The sequence below is a fragment of the Vannielia litorea genome, from assembly GCF_019801175.1.
GTDB lineage: Bacteria > Pseudomonadota > Alphaproteobacteria > Rhodobacterales > Rhodobacteraceae > Vannielia > Vannielia litorea_B.
This window is the reverse complement of the sequence record NZ_JAHVJR010000001.1, coordinates 2,853,662-2,874,764: the sequence shown is the minus strand read 5'-3', so window position 1 is coordinate 2,874,764 and position 21,103 is coordinate 2,853,662. Positions and strand designations below refer to the sequence as shown.

20 protein-coding genes are annotated in these 21,103 nt (G+C 63.5%); 7 read left to right on the top strand and 13 right to left on the bottom strand.

Annotation, left to right across the window (positions count from 1 at the left end):
- Window positions 1-23: 23 nt before the first annotated feature.
- On the top strand, window positions 24-1,106 hold the full coding sequence (locus KUV38_RS14085; protein WP_222470652.1) for an ABC transporter permease: 1,083 nt from the start codon (window positions 24-26) through the stop codon (window positions 1,104-1,106).
- A 20-nt stretch (window positions 1,107-1,126) separates the two neighbouring features.
- Window positions 1,127-1,960, top strand: a complete 834-nt coding sequence (locus KUV38_RS14080; RefSeq protein WP_222471086.1) for an ATP-binding cassette domain-containing protein — start codon at window positions 1,127-1,129, stop codon at window positions 1,958-1,960.
- A 43-nt stretch (window positions 1,961-2,003) separates the two neighbouring features.
- On the opposite strand, the gene KUV38_RS14075 is transcribed toward KUV38_RS14080, so the two are convergent.
- The 4 genes from KUV38_RS14075 to KUV38_RS14060 form a co-directional block, all read right to left on the bottom strand.
- Window positions 2,004-2,639 carry a nucleoside/nucleotide kinase family protein gene (locus KUV38_RS14075; RefSeq protein WP_222470651.1) on the bottom strand — a complete coding sequence of 212 codons (636 nt, stop codon included), beginning with the start codon at window positions 2,637-2,639 and terminating at the stop codon, window positions 2,004-2,006.
- Entirely contained in the window at window positions 2,636-3,406 is a 771-nt protein-coding gene (locus KUV38_RS14070) for an ATP-binding cassette domain-containing protein (RefSeq protein WP_222470650.1), read from the bottom strand. Before KUV38_RS14070 ends, KUV38_RS14075 begins: the two co-directional genes overlap by 4 nt.
- Window positions 3,406-4,467: an ABC transporter permease gene (locus tag KUV38_RS14065; protein ID WP_222470649.1), complete on the bottom strand. Its 1,062-nt coding sequence runs from the start codon at window positions 4,465-4,467 to the stop codon at window positions 3,406-3,408. The genes KUV38_RS14070 and KUV38_RS14065 overlap by 1 nt, the downstream gene beginning before the upstream one ends.
- Window positions 4,468-4,559: 92 nt before the next feature.
- Entirely contained in the window at window positions 4,560-5,573 is a 1,014-nt protein-coding gene (locus KUV38_RS14060) for a sugar ABC transporter substrate-binding protein (RefSeq protein ID WP_222470648.1), read from the bottom strand.
- Between the two features lie 188 nt (window positions 5,574-5,761).
- Between KUV38_RS14060 and KUV38_RS14055 the strand changes: the two genes are divergently transcribed.
- Window positions 5,762-6,961 (top strand): ROK family transcriptional regulator, encoded by a 1,200-nt coding sequence (locus KUV38_RS14055; RefSeq protein ID WP_222471085.1) that lies wholly within the window; start codon window positions 5,762-5,764, stop codon window positions 6,959-6,961.
- Window positions 6,962-6,986: 25 nt separating this feature from the next.
- On the opposite strand, the gene KUV38_RS14050 is transcribed toward KUV38_RS14055, so the two are convergent.
- The 3 genes from KUV38_RS14050 to KUV38_RS14040 all read right to left on the bottom strand — a co-directional run bounded on the left by KUV38_RS14050 (window position 6,987) and on the right by KUV38_RS14040 (window position 10,651).
- Window positions 6,987-8,807 carry a TRAP transporter permease gene (locus KUV38_RS14050; RefSeq protein ID WP_222470647.1) on the bottom strand — a complete coding sequence of 607 codons (1,821 nt, stop codon included), beginning with the start codon at window positions 8,805-8,807 and terminating at the stop codon, window positions 6,987-6,989.
- Window positions 8,808-8,897: 90 nt separating this feature from the next.
- Entirely contained in the window at window positions 8,898-9,857 is a 960-nt protein-coding gene (locus KUV38_RS14045; RefSeq protein ID WP_222470646.1) for a TAXI family TRAP transporter solute-binding subunit, read from the bottom strand.
- Window positions 9,854-10,651: an SDR family NAD(P)-dependent oxidoreductase gene (locus KUV38_RS14040; RefSeq protein ID WP_222470645.1), complete on the bottom strand. Its 798-nt coding sequence runs from the start codon at window positions 10,649-10,651 to the stop codon at window positions 9,854-9,856. The genes KUV38_RS14045 and KUV38_RS14040 overlap by 4 nt, the downstream gene beginning before the upstream one ends.
- Window positions 10,652-10,720: 69 nt before the next feature.
- Between KUV38_RS14040 and KUV38_RS14035 the strand changes: the two genes are divergently transcribed.
- Complete coding sequence (locus tag KUV38_RS14035) at window positions 10,721-11,410, top strand: GntR family transcriptional regulator (protein ID WP_222470644.1); 690 nt, start codon at window positions 10,721-10,723, stop codon at window positions 11,408-11,410.
- Window positions 11,411-11,416: 6 nt separating this feature from the next.
- Here the strand turns inward: KUV38_RS14035 and KUV38_RS14030 are convergent, their stop codons facing one another.
- The 5 genes from KUV38_RS14030 to dctP are packed head-to-tail and all read right to left on the bottom strand — an operon-like array spanning window position 11,417 to window position 17,120.
- Window positions 11,417-12,934, bottom strand: coding sequence for a malonate--CoA ligase (locus KUV38_RS14030; RefSeq protein WP_222470643.1), 1,518 nt, complete (start codon window positions 12,932-12,934; stop codon window positions 11,417-11,419).
- Window positions 12,935-12,939: 5 nt separating this feature from the next.
- Window positions 12,940-14,187 (bottom strand): malonyl-CoA decarboxylase, encoded by a 1,248-nt coding sequence (locus KUV38_RS14025; protein ID WP_222470642.1) that lies wholly within the window; start codon window positions 14,185-14,187, stop codon window positions 12,940-12,942.
- The gene (locus KUV38_RS14020; protein WP_222470641.1) at window positions 14,184-15,500 is read right to left on the bottom strand and encodes a TRAP transporter large permease; all 1,317 of its coding nucleotides are present in this window, start codon (window positions 15,498-15,500) and stop codon (window positions 14,184-14,186) included. The genes KUV38_RS14025 and KUV38_RS14020 overlap by 4 nt, the downstream gene beginning before the upstream one ends.
- Complete coding sequence (locus tag KUV38_RS14015; RefSeq protein WP_222471084.1) at window positions 15,500-16,081, bottom strand: TRAP transporter small permease; 582 nt, start codon at window positions 16,079-16,081, stop codon at window positions 15,500-15,502. The genes KUV38_RS14020 and KUV38_RS14015 overlap by 1 nt, the downstream gene beginning before the upstream one ends.
- Before the next feature lie 58 nt (window positions 16,082-16,139).
- On the bottom strand, window positions 16,140-17,120 hold the full coding sequence (dctP, locus tag KUV38_RS14010; protein ID WP_222470640.1) for a TRAP transporter substrate-binding protein DctP: 981 nt from the start codon (window positions 17,118-17,120) through the stop codon (window positions 16,140-16,142).
- A 134-nt stretch (window positions 17,121-17,254) separates the two neighbouring features.
- On the opposite strand from dctP, the gene KUV38_RS14005 reads away from it, so the two are divergent.
- A complete protein-coding gene (locus KUV38_RS14005; RefSeq protein ID WP_222470639.1) occupies window positions 17,255-17,911 on the top strand; it encodes a GntR family transcriptional regulator in 657 nt (218 codons plus the stop codon).
- 36 nt (window positions 17,912-17,947) lie between these two features.
- Here KUV38_RS14005 and KUV38_RS14000 read toward each other — a convergent pair whose 3' ends face one another.
- On the bottom strand, window positions 17,948-18,883 hold the full coding sequence (locus tag KUV38_RS14000; RefSeq protein WP_222470638.1) for a LysR family transcriptional regulator: 936 nt from the start codon (window positions 18,881-18,883) through the stop codon (window positions 17,948-17,950).
- An 84-nt stretch (window positions 18,884-18,967) separates the two neighbouring features.
- Between KUV38_RS14000 and KUV38_RS13995 the strand changes: the two genes are divergently transcribed.
- Together KUV38_RS13995 and KUV38_RS13990 are read left to right on the top strand one after the other, a co-directional pair.
- Window positions 18,968-20,152: a CaiB/BaiF CoA transferase family protein gene (locus KUV38_RS13995; protein ID WP_222470637.1), complete on the top strand. Its 1,185-nt coding sequence runs from the start codon at window positions 18,968-18,970 to the stop codon at window positions 20,150-20,152.
- On the top strand, window positions 20,149-21,093 hold the full coding sequence (locus KUV38_RS13990) for a hydroxymethylglutaryl-CoA lyase (protein ID WP_222470636.1): 945 nt from the start codon (window positions 20,149-20,151) through the stop codon (window positions 21,091-21,093). Before KUV38_RS13995 ends, KUV38_RS13990 begins: the two co-directional genes overlap by 4 nt.
- Window positions 21,094-21,103: the final 10 nt, after the last annotated feature.

The following is a 21,103-nucleotide window of genomic DNA, read 5'->3' as shown; positions in this document are numbered from 1 at the left end:
CAACCGTTCAGGGGACAAGGACCATGGCAGACACAACCCAGGGCACAGGCGGGCTGATCTACGACAAGTCCAAACGCGCCTGGCCGAATGAAATCAATATCTTCATCGCGCTGATCCTCATCATCGGCGTGTTCGAGGCTCTCGGTCAGATCCTGCCTTACATGCAGGGCCAGAGCTTCTTGTTCGATACCTCGGGCCGCTTCGACTCCATCTTTAACGAGGCGCGGCTCAAGATCGTAATCCTCCAAGTGGCGATCATCGGGATCATCGCGCTGGGGTCGACACAGGTCATCATTTCCGGCGGCATCGATCTTTCCGCAGGCCCGCTCGTGGGCGCAGCGGCGATGATTGTGATGTCCTTTGCCCAGACCGAGCTGGTCAACGGAAACCCCAACCCCAAGGCGGTGTTCGGCCTCTGGGCGATGGATCTGCCGGTGATCGTGCCGGTGCTTGTGGGCCTCGCCTTCGGCGCGCTGATCGGAGCCATAAACGGCTCGCTCATCGCCTACACTGGCATCCCGCCCTTCATCGCCACGCTCGGCATGTTCCTCTTCGCACGCGGCATCTCCCGCTGGTGGACTGAGGGCCAGCCCGTGAGCTTTCCGACCGAGGGATTTGCCGCGCTGGGCTCGGGGATGATGCCGGTGTTCTGGTTTCTCGCGCTCGCGGTGCTGTTTCATGTGCTGCTCCGCTACACGCTCTACGGCAAGCGCACTTATGCGATCGGCTCCAACGAGGATGCCGCGCGGATGTCGGGCATCAACGTGAAGCGCCACAAGGTGCTCGTGTATATGATTGCCGCCATGCTCGCCGCCTTTGCAGCCGTGGTGCTGTCGTCAAAGAACCTCACCGCGCAGGCCGGGATGGGGCAGTTCTACGAGCTCTACGCCATCGCCATGGCGGTGATCGGTGGGGTGAGCCTGACTGGCGGGCGCGGCTCGATCCCGGGCACGGTGCTGGGTGCCATGGTCTTCGGCGTCATCCAGTCCGGCTTCACCTATGTAAAACTCGATGCCTACTACCAGCTGATGGCCATGGGCATGATCATCGTCGGCGCCGTGGTGCTCGACAAATGGCGCCAGCAGCGCGGCGCGAAAATGGGCTGAGGAGAGGTAAGATGAGCGACATGCAGACCGATATCCACAGCGCCGATCATGCGCATCCGCACGGGAACCTCGGCGAGGTGATCCTCGAGACGCGGGGGCTGACCAAGCATTACGGCGGGGTTCATGCGCTTGAAGACGCGAACTTCACCCTCCGCAAGGGCGAGCACGTGGCGATCATGGGTGACAACGGGGCAGGCAAAAGCACATTTGTCCGCCAGATCACCGGGGTGGAACAGCGTACGCGAGGTGACATCTACTTTGATGGTCAGCCGGTCCACTTCGCCGGCCCGCTTGAGGCTCGCGAAGCCGGGATTGAGGCGGTGTTTCAGACCCTTGCGCTCGCCGATGATCTCGACGTAGCCGACAACCTCTTCTTGGGCCGCGAAAAGACCAAATGGAACTGGCTCGGGCCCTTCCGCTTTTTGGACTACAAGGCAATGCGTCAGGATACGATTGCGGCGCTGGAAAAGACGGCGGTGAAGATCCCGAACATCCGCAACACGATCCAGAACATGTCCGGCGGGCAGAGGCAGTGCGTTGCCATTGCCCGCACCGCGACGTTTCACTCCAAACTGACGATAATGGACGAGCCGACCGCTGCGCTCGGCGTTCAGGAGACTGCGCAAGTCGAAAACATCATCCGCACGCTGAAGGAGGCCGGCGAGCCGCTCATCCTGATCAGCCACAACATGCGGCAGGTGATGGATACCTGTGACCGGATCGTGGTGTTCCGCCGTGGGCGCATCTGCGCAAACATCGATATCACCGGCGGCGATGTGACCGGGGAGGAAGTTGTCTCCTACATCACCGGGGCCAAGACCCAGCCGGAGTATGATGTCGAGGGGCTGACCTGAGGCAGGACGCGAGAGGCGCTGGGTTCGGGTTGTCTCGCAGGGCTCAGGCGTTCCCGGTCCAGCGCAGATCGGCGGCCAGCAGGGCGCCGTTCACCCGCTCGGCATTGGCGAGGTCATTGCCTTCGGCGCGGGCGGTGGCCTCGGCCTGCGAGAGCCCGTGCGCCAGCCACCGCTCGACCAGCCGCGCGCGCAGGGTGTCGATGCTGACATCGATCAGCACGGCGAGGTCCCACAGCGGGCGCAGGTCGCGCCAGACCGGAGCGTCGAAGAGCAGGTAGTTGCCTTCGACGATCACTGTCTCGCAGGCGTCATCCACAATTCCGGCACCGGCAATGGCAATGTCTCGCGCCCGGTCGAACAGTGGAAAAGCAACCTCCGGCTCGCGGCCCAACCGCCCGGCGAGATGCCGGAAGCCCATTGCGTCAAACGACTCCGGCGCGCCTTTTCGCGCCAGCAGGCCGCGCTCCACGAGGATTGGGTTGTGCAGATGAAACCCGTCCATCGGCACCACCTGGGCGCTGTGCTCCCGGTCCTTGAGCGCATCGCAAAGCGTTTCGGACAGCGTAGACTTTCCGCTCGCAGGCGCCCCGGCCAGCGCCACGACCCTGCGACGCCCGGCAGGAGGGGCCGCCATAACGGCCTCCACCAGATCGGGCAGGGCGTGGAGAGCGCGTGTCATGCCGCCTCGGCGGGCGCCTCTTTTGCGCCGGTCATGAAGGCAACCGCATCCGACATTGTGTAATCCCGGGGGTCGATCACGCAGAGCCTGCGGCCCAGCCGATGCACGTGAATGCGGTCGGCGACCTCGAACACATGCGGCATGTTGTGGCTGATCAGGATGATCGGGATACCGCGCGACTTCACGTCTTGGATCAGCTCCAGAACGCGGCGGCTTTCCTTGACCCCGAGCGCGGCGGTGGGCTCATCGAGGATGATGACCTTGGAACCGAAGGCCGCCGCGCGGGCCACGGCCACGCCTTGGCGCTGACCACCTGAAAGTGTTTCGACCGCCTGATTGATGTTCTGGATCGTCATCAGCCCTAGCTCGGTGAGCTTCTCGCGGGCGACCTTTTCCATTTGCGGGCGGTCGAGCTGGCGAAGAAATTTGCCACGCCAGCCGGGGCGGCGCAGCTCGCGGCCCATGAACATGTTGTCGGCGATGGAGAGCGCGGGCGACATGGCGAGGGTCTGGTAGACTGTCTCGATCCCCGCCTCGCGCGCGTCAATGGGCGAAGAGAAGTGCACCTCTTTACCTTCCAACGTGACCGTTCCCGCATCGGGGATCACCGCCCCCGACACCGCCTTGATCAGCGAGCTCTTGCCCGCCCCGTTGTCTCCGATGACGGCGAGGATCTCGCCCGGCATCAGATCGAAGTCGCAATTGTCGAGCGCTGTGACGCGGCCGTAGCGCTTGGTCAGACCGCGGCCTTTGAGAATGGGTTCCATCAGGCTGCCACCTTTCTGATCCACTGGTCGACGGCCACAGCCGCGATGATAAGAGTGCCGATGAGGAGGTAGGTCCATTGCGCATCGGCCCCGGCGAGGCGCAGGCCGAGGGTGAAGACCCCCACGATCAACGCGCCGAAGAAGGTGCCGAGGATCGAGCCGCGCCCGCCGAAGAGCGAGATGCCCCCGATCACGACGGCGGTGATGCTCTCAATGTTCAGAAGCTGGCCCGAGGTCGGCGAGACCGAGCCAATCCGCCCGATCAATGCCCAGCCTGCGAAGGCGCAAATGAGGCCCGCAAGCGCATAGACCGAGATCAGCACGCCCTTGACGTTCACGCCCGAGAGCTCCGCCGCCTCCGGATCGTCGCCCACGGCGTAGACATGGCGCCCCCAGGCGGTGTGGCGCAGGACGTAGGCGAGGATCAGCACCAGCACCAGCATGAAGACCACGCCAAAGGTGAAGACCGCGCCGCCAATGCTGAATTTCGCGCCCATGAGCTGGAGCAGGGGAGCCTGTTCGGCGATGTCCTGGCTGCGGATGGTCTCGTTGGCCGAATAGAGGAAGTTGGCCGCAAGCACGATCTGCCACATGCCCAGCGTTACGATGAAGGGCGGCAGCTTGACCCGCGCAACCAGCCAGCCATTCAACGCGCCGATGGCGGTGCCGACCGTGAGGCCACAGAAGATTGAGACGCTCACGGGCAGGCCGTAGCGGAAGGTGAACTGGCCCATGATAACCGAGGAGATCACCGCTATGGCGCCAACGCTCAGGTCGATGCCCGCTGTCAGGATAACGAGGCTCTGCGCGGCGGCGACGATGCCGACGATCTGCACCTGTTGCAGGATCAGCGTTAGCGCGAAGGGCGAGAAAAAGCGGCTGCCCAACGTGATGCCGAAGACGATGATCGAGATCACCAGCACGATGAGCGGCACCAGCGCGGGCGTGGTGTGCAGCAGGTGCTGGAAGCGGTCGACTAGGCTCTTGCCGTGCCCGTCGAACGACGCGACTTCACTGGGAGCGCTGGAGGCAGAGGCCTCGTAGTTATCGGATTGTGACATGTGTCCCCCCGGGAAGCAGGCTCCTCCGCCTGCCGGTTTGAACAGGGCGGCGAGGCCCGCCCTGTTCGTGGTTCAGTTGGCTGTCTGCCGGGTCAGCCCCAGCAGAGCTCGTTGCCCTCGGCGGTGTCGATGCTTTCGACTCCGTCGGCGGGCTTGTCGGTGACCAGCGCAACACCGGTATCGAAGAAGTCCTTGCCGGGGGTGTTTTCGGGCTTGGTGCCGTCGTTCGCCCACGCCACGATCGCTTCGATGCCCTTAGAGGCCATGAGCAGCGGATACTGCTGCGAGGTCGCGCCGATCACGCCGTCTTTGACGTTCTGCACACCGGGGCAGCCGCCGTCGACCGAGACGATCAGCACGTCATTCTCGCGGCCAATGGCCTTGAGCGCTTCGTAGGCACCGGCAGCGGCGGGTTCATTGATGGTGTAGACCACGTTGATTTCGGGATCGGTGGCCAAGAGGTTTTCCATCGCCCGGCGGCCGCCCTCTTCGTTGCCCTGGGTTACGTCATTGCCGACGATGCGCGGGTCTTCCTCGTCGCCCCACTTGTTCGGATCGCCGAGGTCGATGCCGAAGCCCTGAAGAAAGCCCTGATCGCGCAGCACGCCAACGGAAGGCTGGCTGACGGCGAGGTCGAGCATGGCGATCTTGGCGTTGGCTGCCTCATCACCGAGGGTCGCGGCGGCCCACTGGCCGATCAGCTCACCGGCAAGAAAGTTGTCAGTGGCGAAGGTCATGTCGGCAGCGTCGATCGGCTCCAGCGGCGTGTCGAGTGCAATCACCACGAGGCCGGCGTCTCGGGCCTGCTGCACGGCGGGCACGATGGAGCTGGTGTCGGAGGCGGTGAGCAGGATGCCCTTGGCGCCGTTGGCGATGCAGGTCTCGATAGCCGCCACTTGCGTTTCGTGGTCGCCGTCGATCTTGCCCGCGTAGCTGTTGAGCGTCACGCCGAGCTCGGCAGCCTTGGCCTCGGCGCCTTCGCGCATCTTCACAAAAAACGGGTTGGTATCGGTCTTGGTGATCAGGCACGCGCCAATGTCTTGCGCCATGGCAGTTCCGGCGGTTGCACAGAGGGCGAGCGCCGTGGTTGCGACGAGTTTCTTCATGTTTTCCTCCCTGGGAAATGATGACTGACTTGGATCTCCCATGATCCCCCCAGAACGGCGCACCGCCTGAGGTTGAGGCCCAAGAAACCGTGATTCCGCAGGGGCTGTCAATAAATAAATAAACTTGATTTATTAACTGGGGCCGGGCCTACTTCCGCAAGCGAGAGAAGTTTCGTATGGCCAATGTGATGGACGGGAGCGAGATCAAGGGGTTGAGCGGTGGCGTCAACCAAGCGGGTGTTCGTGACTACAACGAACGCCTCCTGCTCTCTGTTCTACAACGCCGTGGAGCCATGGCGGGCAGCGATATTGCCCGGCTGGTTAACCTCTCTCCGCAGACCGTCTCGATCATCCTCCGGCGGCTTGAGAAAGACGGCATCATCATGCGGGGCGACCCGAGCCGCGGGAAGGTGGGCAAGCCGTCGATCCCAATGCGCCTCAACCCCAATGGGGTTCTGGCCATCGGCTTCAAGATCGGTCGTCGCAGTGCCGACCTCGTGCTCACCGGCTTTGATGGTGCCGTGCGCCAGCAAATTCAGGAGCACTACGATTACCCGTTTCCGGAGGCGATCTTCGGGCTCTTACAGCGTGGCGTGGCACAGTTTCTCGATCACCTCACGGCGGAGGAACAGGGGCGGCTCTCCGGCATCGGCATCGCTGCGCCCTTCGAGCTGTGGAAGTGGCATGACCTCGCCGGCGACATGGCCGAGAGGTTCCGCTCATGGAAGGACGTGGACTTTGCTGCCGAGGTCGCAAAATTCAGCCCCTTGCCGGTTTTCGTGCTGAATGACGGCACCGCAGCTTGCCATGCCGAGCACCTCTACGGGCGCGGCAAGGAATTCAGGGATTACGCATTCTTCTTCGTCAGCTCGTTCATTGGCGGTGGCGTCGTACTGAACAACACCGTCTTCGCCGGAAATCAGGGAAATGCGGGCGCGTTGGGCTCCATGCGCACCACCGGACCACTGGGCGAGTCTCAACACCTGATAGATGTGGCCTCGATCCATTTGCTCGAAGGGCGCCTGAGCGAGGCGGGGGTGGATCCGCGCCTGCTGTGGCAGCAGCCGCAAGACTGGAGGATGCTCTCTCGCTACGTCGACCCTTGGTTGGCGCAAACCGCACAGGAGCTCGCCAAGGCAGCGCTCTCGATCTGCTCGGTGATCGACTTCGAGGCCATCGTGATCGACGGGGCCTTTCCGCCTGAGGTCCGCACCGACCTAGTGAGCCGGGTGCGGCGCTACCTTGTCAATCAAGACACCCGCGGCCTGATCGAGCCGCGCATCGAAACCGGAAGCATCGGGTCGGCCGCCCGGGGCATCGGCGCGGCAAGCGCGCCGATCACGTCGCAGTTTCTGCTGAACGCGAACGCCGGGCTGACAGCCTATTGAGTTGCAGCCTGACCCTCCGCCTCTCTCACAGCAGTCCTGGACCGAAGATCACCGCGCCACCGGCACCGATCAGGACTGCGGTTGGCACCATCTTCCGCATCCCGATCAAGCCAAAGGAGATAAGCGCGAGACCGAGCGCGATCTGTGAAAACGCCAGCAGAGCCATCACCGGGGTTTCGGCAAGGGTCAGGATCGCCGGATTGGCGATCATTCCCAGCGGGATGATGTAGAGACCGACTCCGAGCGCCATCGCCGTGATTGCCACCTTCAGCCAGTTCTCCCCGATCATCCCGGCTGCGATGAACACCGCTCCGCACACCGGCGGGGTGATGGTTGAGAGCAGTGCGAACCAGAAGACGAAGAGATGCGCCTGAAGCGGTTCCAGCCCAAGTTGGGTCAGCGCGGGCCCTGCCACCGAAACACAGATCACATAGGCTGCCGTTGTCGGCACCTCCATGCCGAGCAGCAGGCAGGCCAGAGCCGTCAACAGCAGCGAGGGCCAGAGCATGCCGCCTGAGCCTTCGAGGATCAGAGAAGTCAGCTTAACCCCCAGCCCGGTAATCGACAGCACGCCGATGATGATGGACGCGCAAAGGATGATGGCAGCGATCATCGAGACCTGACGCGCCGCATTGAGGATCGCCGAGCCGAACCGCTCGATGACCTGCGCCCGGTTCACCTGAAGTTTGCCATTGATGAAAAGCAGAGCAGCCCCGGCGAACACCGCAAGAGCGGCTGAGTATTCAGGGGTGTAACCTGCCGCGAACATCGCCGTTAGGAGCGTGGTGAAAGGCACGAGGAAGAAGAGCGAAGTTATCAGAACGTCCCGCCCGGCTGGCCGGTCTTCACGGGCGACGCTCTTCAATTCGGTGTGGCGGGCGTAGGCATCAATGCCGACCCAGACTGCCACAAAAAACAGGATCGCCGGAAGGATCGCGGCGGCCATGATGGAGGTGTAGGGGGTGCCAGTGAGTTCGACCATCACGAAGGCACCCGCGCCCATCAGCGGCGGCATGATCTGACCTCCCGAAGAGGCAACAGCTTCAACGGCAGCAGCAAGCCGCTTGGGATAGCCCAGCTTTTCCATTGCGGGCAAGGTGACAGCGCCTGTCGAGGCGACGTTGGCCGAGGCCGAGCCAGAGATGGAGCCAAAAAGTGCGGAAGAGATCACGGATACCTTCGCCGCACCGCCCTTCAAACGTCCGGCGGCAGCGGAGGCCACGTTCATGAAGCCTTGTCCGGCTTCGCCAGCGTTGAGCACGGCGCCAAAGATCACGAAGATCGAGACAACGCCAACCGAAACCCCAGTGAGCGAACCCCAGATCCCGCCTTCCGCAATGGTCAGGGTCCCAAGGAAACTCGACAGTGGAATGCCTGAATGCCCGAACTGGCCGGGAATATGCTGGCCGAAGAGGCCGTAGAGCAGGGCAAGGGTGGCCACCAGTGGGAGGGGCCAGCCAATGGCGCGCCGCGCGGCTTCGATCACCACGGCCAGCAGAGTCACGGCAATGACAACCTGCCATGTGCTCTCCAGGAAGCCGTATTGATCGGCCAGCAGGTTGTAGTTCCAAGCAATCCACAGCGCCGCGCCCGAGCCGATCGCCGCCAACACTGCCCCACTGGCCTTCTGGCTCGGAGAAGCTGCGCCGAGGACGAGCACGAAGGGCAGGATCAGCGCCATATGCACAGGGCGGCTGACAAGATTTGGTGCGAGCCCGTAAAAAACCAAGCCGATGTGATAAATCACCACCAAGGCGGCAAGGGCGAGCCAGAAGGGGGCGCTGAAACGAGTGGCCAGCGCAAGCCAAGGGCTCCCGGCGGGCCGGGGCGAGGCGACGGTATTCATGTTCGGGTCTTTCACGGCGAGAGAGGGTTATGGCGCGCGATGTGCGAGGCCGAAGGCCAACTTCTGTGAGCCCCGGCCTCGCAGAGGGCCTTACATGTCGCCGGACGGCAGGGCGATGCCTTGCTCTTCATAGTAGCGGGCTGCGCCCGGGTGGAAGGTGCCGCTCACCTCCCCCAGCAACTCGGTGCTCACGCCATCCCACCACGGGGCCATTCCAGCCATCTCTGCCTTGCTCTCCCAGAAGGTCTTGGTGAGCAGGTAGGCGGTGTCATCGCTCATTGCCGTGGTGGTGAAAGCGACGACCGGCAGTGAGGTGGTGTTGATGTCCTCGGTCTGTCCGGCATAGGTGCCTGCCGGAATGGTGATGGCGGTCCGGCCAGTCTGTGCGATTTCTTCTTCCGACATGGTCAGCACGGTGACAGGGGTAGAGGCCGCTGCCTCGATCACGTTGGGCGCAGGCCAGGAACCTGCGGTCACGAAACCATCGATCTGGCCGTTCTTCAGTGCAGCAACCGCGTTGGAAAGCTCGGCATCAGCGATCTCGACCTTGCCGGTCAGCCCGAAGAGCTCGATGTACTTCTCGCCCTCGGTGGCCCCGAAAGAGCCTTTGCCCAGCAGCACCGAGTGGCCCTCCATGTCCGCCAGCGCGCTGGCGCCGGCTTCGGCCGACATGACGAAGTGCATGGTCAGTGAGGGGATCGGAAAGAGCGCGCGTATTTCGGAGAACTTGGGGTCGCCCTTTCCCTCGAACGGACCGGTCCCCGCAGCGGCGGAGGTGGCAAGCGCGGGCGGGGTGGTAAATACGTAGTCGGCGCCGCGGGCGCGAACTTCCATCACGTTCTGCACCGAGCCCTGGCTCTCTTCGATGGTCATGATGACTTCGCCATCGGTACCTGCCTTCAGGGCCTCTGCCAGTTCGACGCCCATCTGGTAGTAGGACGAGCCGGTTTTCGCCGACTTGTAGGTGATACGGGTCTCGGCACCTGCCGCGACGGTCGCGAGCCCGGCGAGGGCGAGGCCCAGCGTGGTCGATTTCAGGAATGCGTTCATTGGTTTGTCTCCTCCATGACAGAATTCTCCTGCGCCTTTGGCGCCACTTCGGCACCCAAGGGCATCTTGTGCGCGCCCGCAAGGTGCGATGCGGCAAAGAATGTAGCGCTTGCGCCGCCGTCGACAGGCAGCACGTGGCCCGTGATGAAGCGCCCTGCGCTTGAGCTGAGGAACATGGCCGCGCCAGCGACCTCCTCGGCAAGGGCAGCGCGGCGCAAGGGCGTGCGCTCCAGCGCGCGGGCACGGTCATGCGGGGCTGACCCCATGCCACGCCCTGTCGGGCCGGGAGCCACGGCGTTAATGGTAATGCCTTCCGGGCCAAGCTCGCCAGCCACCGCATGGATAAAGCCCGAGATGCCACCTTTGGAGGCGGCGTAGGCCACGCGGTTGGGAGCGCCGCGCAGGGCGTGGATCGACGAGATATGCACGATGGCTCCAGCGCGCTCGGCCTGCATCGCTCGCGCGGCGGCTCGGGTCACGCGGAAAGCCCCGCCAAGGTTTGTATCGATCGTGCGCAGAAAGTCGGCTTCGCTGGTCTCAAGCAAGGCGCCCCGCGTCATCAGGCCTGCGCAGTTCACCACGACATCAAGCCCGCCCAAGCGCTGTATTGCGGCCGCGAAAGCCTTCTCAACGTTGGCCTCGCTTTGAATGTCCACGGCGGCGGTGCCAACTGCCCCGGGCAGGTCGCTGGGTGCCAGATCCAACCCGAACACCTTGTCACCACGGACGAGCGCAGCCTGCACCACGGCACGGCCGATTTCGCCACTTGAGCCGATGACGATCGTTCGATACATTGTCAGTCAGACCTGCTCATTTTCGATATTGGTGAATAATATCGGATATTTTTGGAGTTGCAAGGCGAAATGAATCCGGAGAGTTCGGGGGTCGAGCGAGAGAGCGGTGGGGTGATCCACTCGGCGACGGATGCTTTGCGCGATGACATCTCTGCAGGCCGCCTTTCACCGGGCCAAAAACTCAAGGTCACATGGGTCCGGGAGACCTATCAGATCAGTGCCGCGTCTGCCCGCGAGGCGCTCTCCCAGCTCTGCGGCGAGGGCTATGTGGACGCGGTCGAGCAGCGCGGTTTCTTCGTGTCGGACATGACAACCGAAGCCCTGCTCGACAATACCCGCCTTCGCGCCGAGCTCGAGTCCCTTGCGTTTCGTTGGTCGGTTGAAAGGCATTCGCCGGAGTGGCGCGCGGGCATCGTCAGCCGCCATTTTCTCCTGAAAGAGGCAGAGTCCGCGATGCTCGAAAACCCCGCGCAAGCGGTCCGAAACTGGGATGACCGAAACAGGGCCTTCCACATGAGCCTCATCACCAACGCAGGCTCACCTGCGCTGATCGACTTAATCCGTGATCTCTATGACAAGACCCGTCGCTTCCGCATCCACGCCTATTTGCGCCTGACGGAGACAGGGGCGTTAGAGCAGAGATTGCGGCGCAGCGCCGCCGATCACGAAGAAATCGCCGAGGCCGCGCTGGCGCTAGATGCTGCCCGGGGCGAGCGTGCGCTTCGCGCGCACATAAACAAGCCGAACGGTGCTAGTTGACCAAACTCAGCTCTCGGCGAAGGCATCCTTGTAGGCGTCGCGCAGCACATTCTTCTGGACCTTGCCCATCGTGTTGCGCGGCAGGCTCTCGGCCACCACCATCCTGCGCGGATGCTTAAAACGGGCAAGCTTTGTGCTCACCTCGGCCTCGATCGCGGCGATGTCGGGGTCAGCGCCCGGCTCCGGCACCAGAACGGCAAGGACTGTCTCGCCAAAGTCGGCATGCGGAACGCCGATCACCGCGCTCTCGAGCACACCCGGCTGATCATCCAGTAGCGCTTCGATCTCCTTGGGGTAGATGTTGTAACCGCCGGAGATGATCAGATCCTTCCCGCGCCCGACGATTGAAACGTAGCCGTCACCATCGACCATTCCGAGGTCACCGGTGATGAAGAAACCATTATCCCGCAGCTCCGCTGCGGTCTTCTCCGGCATCTCCCAGTAGCCCTTGAACACGTTCGGTCCGCGAACCTCGATCTGGCCAATCTCACCCTGCGGGAGCTCCGCGCCGCTGTGCGGATTGGTGATTCTGAGTTCGACGCCCGCAAGTGGGAAGCCAACGGTCCCGGCGCGGCGCTCGCCGTAGTAGGGGTTGGACGTGTTCATATTGGTCTCGGTCATCCCGTATCGCTCGAGAATGCGCTGTCCGGTCCGCCCCTCGAACTGTCGGTGAGTTTCGGCCAGCAGCGGGGCGGAACCGGAGATGAAGAGCCGCATATGCGCAGCGGCCTCGGCGGTGAAGCGCGGATCACTGAGCAGGCGGGTGTAAAAGGTTGGCACACCCATCATAGTTGTTGCGTGGGGCATCTGTTCGAGGATCACGTCGAGGTCGAACTTCGGCAGGAAGATCATCGCCCCGCCAGCCGCCAGTGTGACATTGGTCGCCACGAAGAGCCCGTGTGTGTGGAAGATCGGTAGGGCGTGCAGCAGCACGTCTTCGGCCGTGAAGCGCCACTCATCGGCCAGCGTGAGGCAGTTCGAGAGAAGGTTCGCCTGCGTCAGCATTGCCCCTTTTGAGCGGCCTGTGGTGCCGGAAGTGTATAGAAAAGCGGCAAGATCGTCCTCGCCACGGGCAACTGTGCCGAACGACTCCGCCAGGCCTGCGGCGTTGTCAGCAAAGCTGCCCGCCCCGTCCGCGCCCAAGGTGAGCAGGGCCGCGCCCGTAGCGCTCGCGACCGGCTCCATCGCATCAGCGCGCGCCGGGTCGCAGACCAATAGCTTCGCGCCGCTGTTTCCGATGAAATAGCTGACTTCATCCGCCGTGTATCCGGTGTTCAGCGGTAGGAAGATCACGCCAGCCTGAACGGCGGCGGCATAGAGCGCCAGCGCCTCGGGGCTTTTTTCGATCTGCACAGCCAGCCTGTCGCCCGGTTCCAGCCCGGCGGCAACCAGTACATGGGCGAAGCGGCTGGCTATCGCCAGAAACTCCGCGTGGCTGAGGCTCCGCCCGTCAGCCAGCTGCAGAAAGGGGGTGCTCTTGCCCGCATGGGCGCCGAACAGCCGGTCGTAGAGAGGGTTGGCCATCGGCGTTACTCCTGAGTCAGTGTCTTGTCGGCCTCTTGGGCCAGCGCCCGCACCTCGGCAGAGGCAGCAATTTCGCCGCTCTCGGCAAATCGCTCATGGTTCTGGGTCACGCGGGAGAGGTCGTAGAGGTAGTTCACCATCACGCAGTGTGATTGCGCGTGGCCCTTCTCCGAGGTGTCAGCCCCAGTGTGAAGCATGTGGACCTGCGCCCCATTGCCAAGGTGGAAGCGCGCAACCGGGTCGCGCGGCGTGTCGCCTCGGCCCTTGGCACGTGTGAGGTAATAGGCGGCGAGCTGGCGCAGGCGGGTATCGTCGCCGGGCTCAAGCTCTTGCTCCTCCATCCACGCCGCAAGGCCTGGTATGGGGGAGAGGGTGACAAAGGTCGTAAGTCCCGGCACTTCGGCAGAAAGGTCGGACGCCACCTGCTTGATCAGCGAGTTCCCAAACGAGATGCCCGCGAGCCCGGCCTGACAGTTGGAGATCGAGTAGAACACCGCCGTGTCGGCCTCGGCCTCGGGAAGGGCAGGGCGCCCCTCGGCCAGCAGCGCCTGCACCGATCCGGGGATGCCCTGCGTCAGCGCGACTTCGACAAAGATCAGCGGCTCCGAAGGCATGGCAGGGTGGAAGAAAGCAAAGCAGCGCCGGTCGGTCGGCTCGAGCCTGCGCCGCAGGTCGGCCCAGGAGTGGATGGCGTGCACCGCCTCGTAGGCGGTGATCTTCTCCAGCACCTGCGCCGAAGTCTCCCATGAGATCGGGCGCAGCACCAGAAAGCCCCGGTTGAACCAGCTGGCGAAGAGGTGGCGAAAGTCGAGGTCGAGCGCCATCAGCGACTCATCGCCGTGGCCCAGCCGCAGCAGGTCGGCCCGCATTTGAACCAGCGCACCAGTGGCACCGGGAACTTGGTTCAGCCGCCGGATCAGCTCTTGGCGCGGTGGCTCCGACGCCACCATGAACGCGCGGTAGCTGGCCTTGGTCTGGCCTTCGCCAAGAGCCTCTAGCGCCGCGCCCACTGCTGTCTGATCCACCCCCAGCGCGCTCGCGAGAAAGTGGAAGAAGGCAAGCTTCGCCTCGTCCTCCAGTGCAGCGTAGCGGTCAAGCATCGCGCGGGCCAGCGCGAGGCCCGACATTTCGCCGGAACTGCCAATGAGGTCGCGTGCCAGCTCCTCCAAGCTTTGGTCGCCGAGCCGGGCGGCCGCATCGGACCGCACCCGGCGCTCGAAGACGGTCGAGAGCAGATCGGCCAGCAGGGTCATAGCTCTGGCCCCATCACCGCGTCCGGCAGCCAAGTGGCGAGGCCGGGGAAGAGGCAGAGCAGCACGATGGCCAGAACCATGCAGGCGACAAATGGCAGGGAGCCTTTGAGGATGGTCTGCAACCGGATATCTGGCGCGATGCCGTTGATGACATAGAGATTCAGGCCCACCGGCGGCGAGATGAGGCCGATCTCCATGTTGATGGTCAGCACCACGGCAAACCAGATCGGGTCGAACCCAGCGGTGGTAATGATCGGCAGCAGGATCGGTGCGGCCATCAGGATCACCGCGACCGGCGGCAGGAAGAAGCCCGCCACCAGCAGGAAGAGATTGATCGCCCCCATCAGCACCCAGCGGTTGGCTTCCAATGTTCCGATCCAATTGGCGATGGATTGGGTGATGAAAAGCGAGGAGAGCATGTAGCTGAACACGCCCGCCGCCGCGATGATGAACAGGATCATCACGCTTTCGCGGGTACTGTCGCGCAGCACCACCCAAAGGTCATTCGGATTCCACAGCCGGTAGATGATCACCGCGACCATGAGGCAAAGCAGGGCGCCGACCGCGGCGGTTTCCGAAGGTGTCGCCACCCCGCCATAGAGTGCGTAGAGCACGCCCAGGATGATGAGGATGAAAGGCACCACGCGGGGCAGGATCTCCAGCCGTTGCCGCCAGGAGTAGCGCGCGCCGGAGAGCAGGTTGGTGTCGCCCGACTTCCAGGTGGAATAGAGCGACCAAGCCATGAACAGCATCACCAGCATGAGGCCGGGCAGAACGCCAGCAAGGAAGAGGCGGCCGATCGAGGTTTCGGTCGCGATGCCGTAAACGATCATGGTGACGGAGGGCGGAATGAGGATGCCCAGCGTGCCGCCCGCCGCGATGGAGCCCGCCGCCACGCCATCGGGGTAGCCGCGCTTGCGCATCTCGGGGATGCCCATCTTGCCGATGGCGGCACAAGTGGCGGGTGAGCTGCCCGACATGGCGGCAAAGAGTGCACAAGCCCCAAGGTTGGAGATCACGAGGCCGCCGGGAACGCGGGTGAGCCAGCGCTCCAGCGCCTCGTAAAGATCGGCGCCCGCGCGGGTTGAGCTGATCGCCGCGCCCATGATGATGAACATCGGGATCGAGAGCAGGGCGAAGTTGTCGAGCTTGCCGAAGAAGATTTCGGGCAGAAGCGAGAGCGAGCGCATCCCGTCGAAGACGATCAGGAAGCCCGCCGATACGACAAGCAGGCCCGCGCCAACGGAGATGCCGGAGAAGAGAACGAGGATGGTGAAGACGGCGACCAGCGCGCCAAGAATGAGCGGATCCATCAGTGGCCCTCCCGTCCGTCGGTGAGGCCTACATCAGGATCGAGCCCGAAAGGTGTATCGTACCCAGCCAGCAAAGCCCAAAGATCGGCGGCCACTTGGCAGGCGTAAAGCCCGAAGCCCACGGGCAGGGCGAGGTAAGGCACCCAGAGCCGGGGGTTCCACGGCGAATTCGAGGTTTCGCCCCAATCCCAGGCCTCGTGCCAGAACTCATAGCCGTAAAACAGCATCATCCCAATCACTGCCAGTGTGAGCAGTTGGACGACGATCGCCAGCGCTTTGCGGGCGGCGGGGGGCAGCATCAGCGGCAGCAGATCCACGTTCACGTGGCCACGCAGCAGTTGCACATAGGGCAGGCCGAGCATGGTGGCGGCGATGACGATGTAGGTCACGCCTTCGGTCTGCCAGATCGTGGAGCCGTTCAGCACCCAGCGGATGAAGATCATCTGGCAGGTGATCGCGACGGCAGCGACGATCAGCAGCGCGGCGAGGACGCCGCACACCCGGCTGAGCGCGCCAATGGCCCGCAGCAGGGGATTGCCGCCGTGGCGTGCGGCGGGAGTGGGATGGGCAGAGCCGGACATCGGGAAATCTTTCAGCAAGGGGCGTCCCGGCAGGCATGCCGCCGGGACGCAATAGGCATCACTCGACGGAGAGCGCGAGGTCGAGCAGCTTCTGGTCCTGCTCGGAGCCTTCTTTGAAGGCTTTGTACGAGGTGTCCTGGGCAATCGCCTGCCAGGCCTTGAACTGCTCTTCGGTCATCTCCGAAATCTCGACACCGTTCTTCTCGAAAGTGTCGCGGGCCTCTCCGTCTTCGCGCTTGGCCTCTTCAAGGTAGAAGGCCTGCGCCTTCTCGGCGGCGGCATCCAGCGCGGCACGCTGCTCGTCAGTCAGGTCGTCGTAGACGGATTTGTTCATCATCAGCGGCTGGTACATGAACCAAAGCGCGTAGTCGCCCACGGGGGTGAAGCACTTGGCCTGCTCATAGATGCGGTAGCTGACAAAGCTCGACGATGAGGTGTTGGCCGCATCCAGAACGCCGGTCTGCATGGCGTTGTAGATTTCGGCGGAGCTCATCGAGGCAATCGAGGCGCCGGCACCGGCAAGCATCTGCTCGAACGCCTTACCAGCGGCGCGGGTCTGCATGCCCTGCACATCCTCTGGGCCGGTGATGCAGCTGTCCTTGCCCGCAAAACCACCTGCGAGGTAGCCGTGGACCAGCACCATCACGTCATCCTCGGCCATGATCTTCTCGATCTCGCCCATGAACTCGCTGTCGTTCATTCGCGCGGCATGGTCGTGGTTTTTGACGAGGCCGGGCATCAGGGTGAGGTTGTAGGCATTGCGCAGCCCGCCTGCATAGGAGAGCGGGAACACGATCATGTCTACCTGCCCGCGGCTCAACGGCTTGTATTGCTCGCGCGCCTTGAACAGCGATTGGCTGGGAAAGATCTTGATCTCGAGATCGACACCGGCAGCGGACACGTCGTCGGCCACCATCTGGGCCACCTTGTGGCGCACGTCGCCCTCTGACCACTGGTGCGAGAGCCGCAGCTCTTTGGCGTCAGCGGCAATGGTTCCGGCAAACAGTGCGGCGGCCGCCGCGAATGCGCTATACTTCATGGTTTCCTCCCTGGGTTTTCGGTCCTTTTGGACTCCTCCGACGCAAAGCCTTGCATCCATTGTTTTCAGGGTCAACTATTTTGTATACAACTTTGCACTTCTTGTGGGCAACTTTTGGCGCTAGAGTGGAAGGTATGGAGAGGAAGCGTTCAGACATCATTGCCGAAGAACTGGAGGGGCTGATCCTCGGTGGTGTGTTCACCCCGGGAGAACGGCTGGACGAGGTGCAACTCGCTGACCGTTTCGCAGTCTCCCGCACGCCGCTCCGCGAAGCCTTTCACCGCCTCGCGCTTTCGGGTCTGGTCGAGCACATCCCCCATCGTGGCACCTTCGTCCGCCAGCCTGGCCCAGTGGAACTGATCGAGATGTTCGAGGTCATGGCAGAGTTGGAGGCTACCTGCGCCCGGCTCGCGGCGGCCCGTATCACCGATGAAGCCCTCGACGACATGCGCGCCACCAATGCCCGCTGTCTGGCCGCCGTCGAAGCCGCTGACCATGATGGCTACTACCACGAGAACGAGCGCTTTCATGCCATCCTTTACCGACAGTCGGGCAACGGGTTTCTGGAGGGTGAATGCCTACGCCTGCACAAGCGCCTCATGCCCTTCCGCCGGATGCAACTCCGCCTGCGTGGGCGGCTGCGTCAGTCGATGAGCGAGCACGAGGCCATTGTTGAGGCGCTGCAGCGTGGTGCCGCCGATGAGGCCGCCGAAGCCCTGCGCGCGCACGTGGCGGTGCAGGGCGAGAAATTCCACCACCTGATGGCTGGGCTGAAGCAAGCGGCGGAGTAGGGTGCATCGCCGGAAGCGGAGCTGTCCGGTTGAGCCTTAGCTACGCGCCACGATCTGGGCATCCCAAACACCCGAGCGCACGGCCTCATCTGCATGTCTGAGTAATAGGTCGCGGATCGCCTCTGAGGCGTAGGTCGGAGGCCGAGAGGCAAGGCGAGTGAGGTGCAGCGTGCGGGAAAGTTCCGGCTCGATGATCGGCCGGGCGGTGATGGTCCCGCGATCGAGTTCATCCTGCATGAAGAGCTTGGTGCCGATTACGCAGCCCAGCCCGGCCACCAGCGATCCGGCGATGGCCTGCACCGAGTTCATCTGAAGAACCGCGCGGGCCTCGATCTTCTTCAGCAGAACCGTGTCATCCAGAATGGCCCGTGCCGAAATGCCCTGCCTCAGCAGGATGATCGGCAGGCCGAGCACCTCTTCAAAACGGATCGGCTCGTCGGTGTCGCCGATGATCTCGGGCCGCCCCACGCAAACGAGGGGCTCTTCCAGGACTGGCACTGAGTTGAACATCGGGTCGTTCGGCGGGTTGTAGATGAGCGCCATATCCACTTCGGAGGCCATCAGCGTTGGCAAGGCCACGCCCGAGAGGCTCTCGGTCAGCGCCAGTTGCACGGCCGGATAATCTCGAACCACCTGGCTGATGAAGGGCACCCCAATCGCCTTGACGGCCGAGTAGGACATCCCAACCGAGACCGACCCCGATATTTTGCCCTCCTGATCCGCCATGTCGGCCTCCGCCGATGTGACCGCCCGCAGGATCGCCCGCGCGTGCTCATGCAGCCGACGCCCGGCCGCTGTCGGTTCCATGCCACGCGGTTTGCGCAGAAAGAGCGGTTGGCCGAAGCGCGCTTCGAGTTGAGCAAGGTGATGGCTCAGCGCGGAGGCGGCGACATTGAGGTTTGAGGAGGCTCGAGAAAGTGAGCCGTGCTCGCAGATGGCGGCGAAGTATTGAAGCTGACGCGTATCTAGCATTCTGGTTTCCAGAAAGGTTTGGTCGAAACATTATAATATTCTGTTCTCGCTGCCGTGGCTATCCTTCGAGTCGGGAGGATTGTCATGACCGAAGACCTGAGGCCGCTCGCCGGACTGCGCGTAGTCGAGATGACCCATATGATCATGGGGCCATCTTGCGGCATGTTCCTTGGCCTGCTCGGGGCTGAAGTCATCAAGGTCGAGCCGCCCGAGGGCGACAAGACCCGTGCGCTCACAGGCATGGGTCGTGGCTTTTACCCCACCTTCAACCGCGGCAAGAAGAGCATCACTCTCGACCTCAAGTCCGAGGCGGGCGTTGCTGCGCTGCACAAACTGCTCGCCAGTGCGGATGTATTCGTCGAGAACTTCCGTGACCAGTCGCTGGCGAAGATGGGGTTTGCGCCGGACGTTCTGCGCGAAAAATACCCCGCGCTCATCGTCTCATCCCTGAAGGGGTTCCTCAAAGGCCCCTACCAGAACCGCACCGCGATGGACGAGGTGGTGCAGATGATGACCGGCATGGCCTATATGACCGGGCCCACCGGCCGTCCGCTGCGCATCGGCTCCTCCGCGAACGACATCATGGGCGGCCTCTTCGGCGCCTTCGCAGTGCTTGCAGCGCTTCTCCAGCGCGGGAAGGATGGCAAGGGCCGCACTTTGCGCACCGGGCTCTTCGAGAACTGCCTCTTCCTCGTCGCCCAACACATGGTGCAGTTCGACATCGAAGGCCGCGAAGCCCCGCCGATGCCCGAGCGCGAGTTCTCTTGGCCGGTCTATGATATCTTCGAGACCGCTGACGCCCGCCAGATCTTCATCGGCGCCGTGACCGAGGGACAGTGGGTGACACTGTGCAACATCCTCGGTCTCGACAACTTGCGCGACGACCCCCGCCTGCAAAAGCGGATGGACCAGATTGAGGCGCGCGACTGGACGATCCCCATCGTAGCAGAAGCTGTCCGCGCCCGTGGCTTCGGTGATCTGCTCGCGGCATTCGAGCCCGCCGGCATCCCCTTCTCCCCGATCCACCGCCCGGCGGAAATGTATGACGATCCTCACGTCACTCGCCCCGGCGGCCTCTTCACCTCGCGGTTGCCTGAGGGCCAGAGCTATCGCGCCCCGATCATGCCCTTCGAGATTGACGGAACGCCGCTGCACGGCGACTCGCTCGATATCGCCGGGATCGGCGATGATACCCGCGCCGTGCTTGCCGCAGCGGGCCTGAGCGACGCCGAAATCGCGGCGGCCAGCGGTATGGAAACGACAGCATGAGCCTTGAGGTCATTTACCCCGCGGACCGCTTGACTCTGCGCGAGGTCGGCCTGCGCGACGGGCTGCAGCTCGCCAAGTCGTTGCCCTCGCCCGAGGCCAAGCGGGCTTGGCTAAAGGCCGAGGCGGACGCAGGGGTTCGGCACTACGAGGTCGGCTCCTTCCTGCCCGCCGCCCGCTTTCCGCAATTCGCCGACATCCCGCAGATGATTGAGGCAAGCGAAGCGCTGAACCTGCATTCCGCCGGGCTTACGCTCAACGAGCGCGGCGCAGAGACCGCCATCGCCACAGCGATCCGCGAGATGGCCTGCGTTGTCTCCGCCACCGAGGAGCACTCCGAAGCCAACATGCGCCGGTCCCGCGCAGCTGCGGTGGAGCTGGTCGGCAAAGTGGCAGCGCTGCGCGATGCCGAGGCACCCGGTAAGCTGGTCAATGCAGGCATCGCCATGGCCTTCGGTTGCTCCATCTCCGGCAACGTGAACCCCACCGAGGTGATCCGCCTTGCAGAAGCCTGCCTTGAGGCCGGGGCCGATATCGTCGGCTTGGCTGACACGGTGGGCTACGCCGGGCCAACAGCGGTCGGCCAGCTCTGCGCATATATGGAAAAGCTCTGCGCGGGCCGTCCCTTCATCATCCATCTGCATGATACCCGCGGCATGGGTATCGCCAACACCGCGGCGGCGCTGGACAATGGCGCGCGGGTGGTGGACGCTTCACTCGGCGGGCTGGGGGGCTGTCCTTTCGCACCCGGCGCCACCGGCAATGTCGTATTCGAAGATGTGGTCTATCTGGCCGAATCCATGGGCTTTCGCACCGGGATCGACCTTGAGGCCCTCAAACCCGCCCGGGCCATCGCGGAGGAGGCGATGCCGGGCGAGGAGTTTCATGGCGCCCTGCACCGCGCGGGCCCGCCGAAGAACGCAAATTGGCAGGCGATGGCCTGACCGAACCCCA

Coding starts and splice junctions, on each gene's coding strand:
- KUV38_RS14060 (WP_222470648.1), bottom strand. CDS start 5,573: ATGAAGAAACTCGTCGCAACCACGGCGCTCGCCCTCTGTGCAACCGCC.
- KUV38_RS14035 (WP_222470644.1), top strand. CDS start 10,721: ATGAATCCGGAGAGTTCGGGGGTCGAGCGAGAGAGCGGTGGGGTGATC.
- KUV38_RS14075 (WP_222470651.1), bottom strand. CDS start 2,639: ATGACACGCGCTCTCCACGCCCTGCCCGATCTGGTGGAGGCCGTTATG.
- KUV38_RS14020 (WP_222470641.1), bottom strand. CDS start 15,500: ATGGATCCGCTCATTCTTGGCGCGCTGGTCGCCGTCTTCACCATCCTC.
- KUV38_RS14050 (WP_222470647.1), bottom strand. CDS start 8,807: ATGAATACCGTCGCCTCGCCCCGGCCCGCCGGGAGCCCTTGGCTTGCG.
- KUV38_RS14000 (WP_222470638.1), bottom strand. CDS start 18,883: ATGCTAGATACGCGTCAGCTTCAATACTTCGCCGCCATCTGCGAGCAC.
- KUV38_RS14045 (WP_222470646.1), bottom strand. CDS start 9,857: ATGAACGCATTCCTGAAATCGACCACGCTGGGCCTCGCCCTCGCCGGG.
- KUV38_RS14025 (WP_222470642.1), bottom strand. CDS start 14,187: ATGACCCTGCTGGCCGATCTGCTCTCGACCGTCTTCGAGCGCCGGGTG.
- KUV38_RS13990 (WP_222470636.1), top strand. CDS start 20,149: ATGAGCCTTGAGGTCATTTACCCCGCGGACCGCTTGACTCTGCGCGAG.
- KUV38_RS13995 (WP_222470637.1), top strand. CDS start 18,968: ATGACCGAAGACCTGAGGCCGCTCGCCGGACTGCGCGTAGTCGAGATG.
- KUV38_RS14040 (WP_222470645.1), bottom strand. CDS start 10,651: ATGTATCGAACGATCGTCATCGGCTCAAGTGGCGAAATCGGCCGTGCC.
- KUV38_RS14080 (WP_222471086.1), top strand. CDS start 1,127: ATGCAGACCGATATCCACAGCGCCGATCATGCGCATCCGCACGGGAAC.
- KUV38_RS14005 (WP_222470639.1), top strand. CDS start 17,255: ATGGAGAGGAAGCGTTCAGACATCATTGCCGAAGAACTGGAGGGGCTG.
- KUV38_RS14030 (WP_222470643.1), bottom strand. CDS start 12,934: ATGGCCAACCCTCTCTACGACCGGCTGTTCGGCGCCCATGCGGGCAAG.
- dctP (WP_222470640.1), bottom strand. CDS start 17,120: ATGAAGTATAGCGCATTCGCGGCGGCCGCCGCACTGTTTGCCGGAACC.
- KUV38_RS14085 (WP_222470652.1), top strand. CDS start 24: ATGGCAGACACAACCCAGGGCACAGGCGGGCTGATCTACGACAAGTCC.
- KUV38_RS14055 (WP_222471085.1), top strand. CDS start 5,762: ATGGACGGGAGCGAGATCAAGGGGTTGAGCGGTGGCGTCAACCAAGCG.
- KUV38_RS14070 (WP_222470650.1), bottom strand. CDS start 3,406: ATGGAACCCATTCTCAAAGGCCGCGGTCTGACCAAGCGCTACGGCCGC.
- KUV38_RS14015 (WP_222471084.1), bottom strand. CDS start 16,081: ATGTCCGGCTCTGCCCATCCCACTCCCGCCGCACGCCACGGCGGCAAT.
- KUV38_RS14065 (WP_222470649.1), bottom strand. CDS start 4,467: ATGTCACAATCCGATAACTACGAGGCCTCTGCCTCCAGCGCTCCCAGT.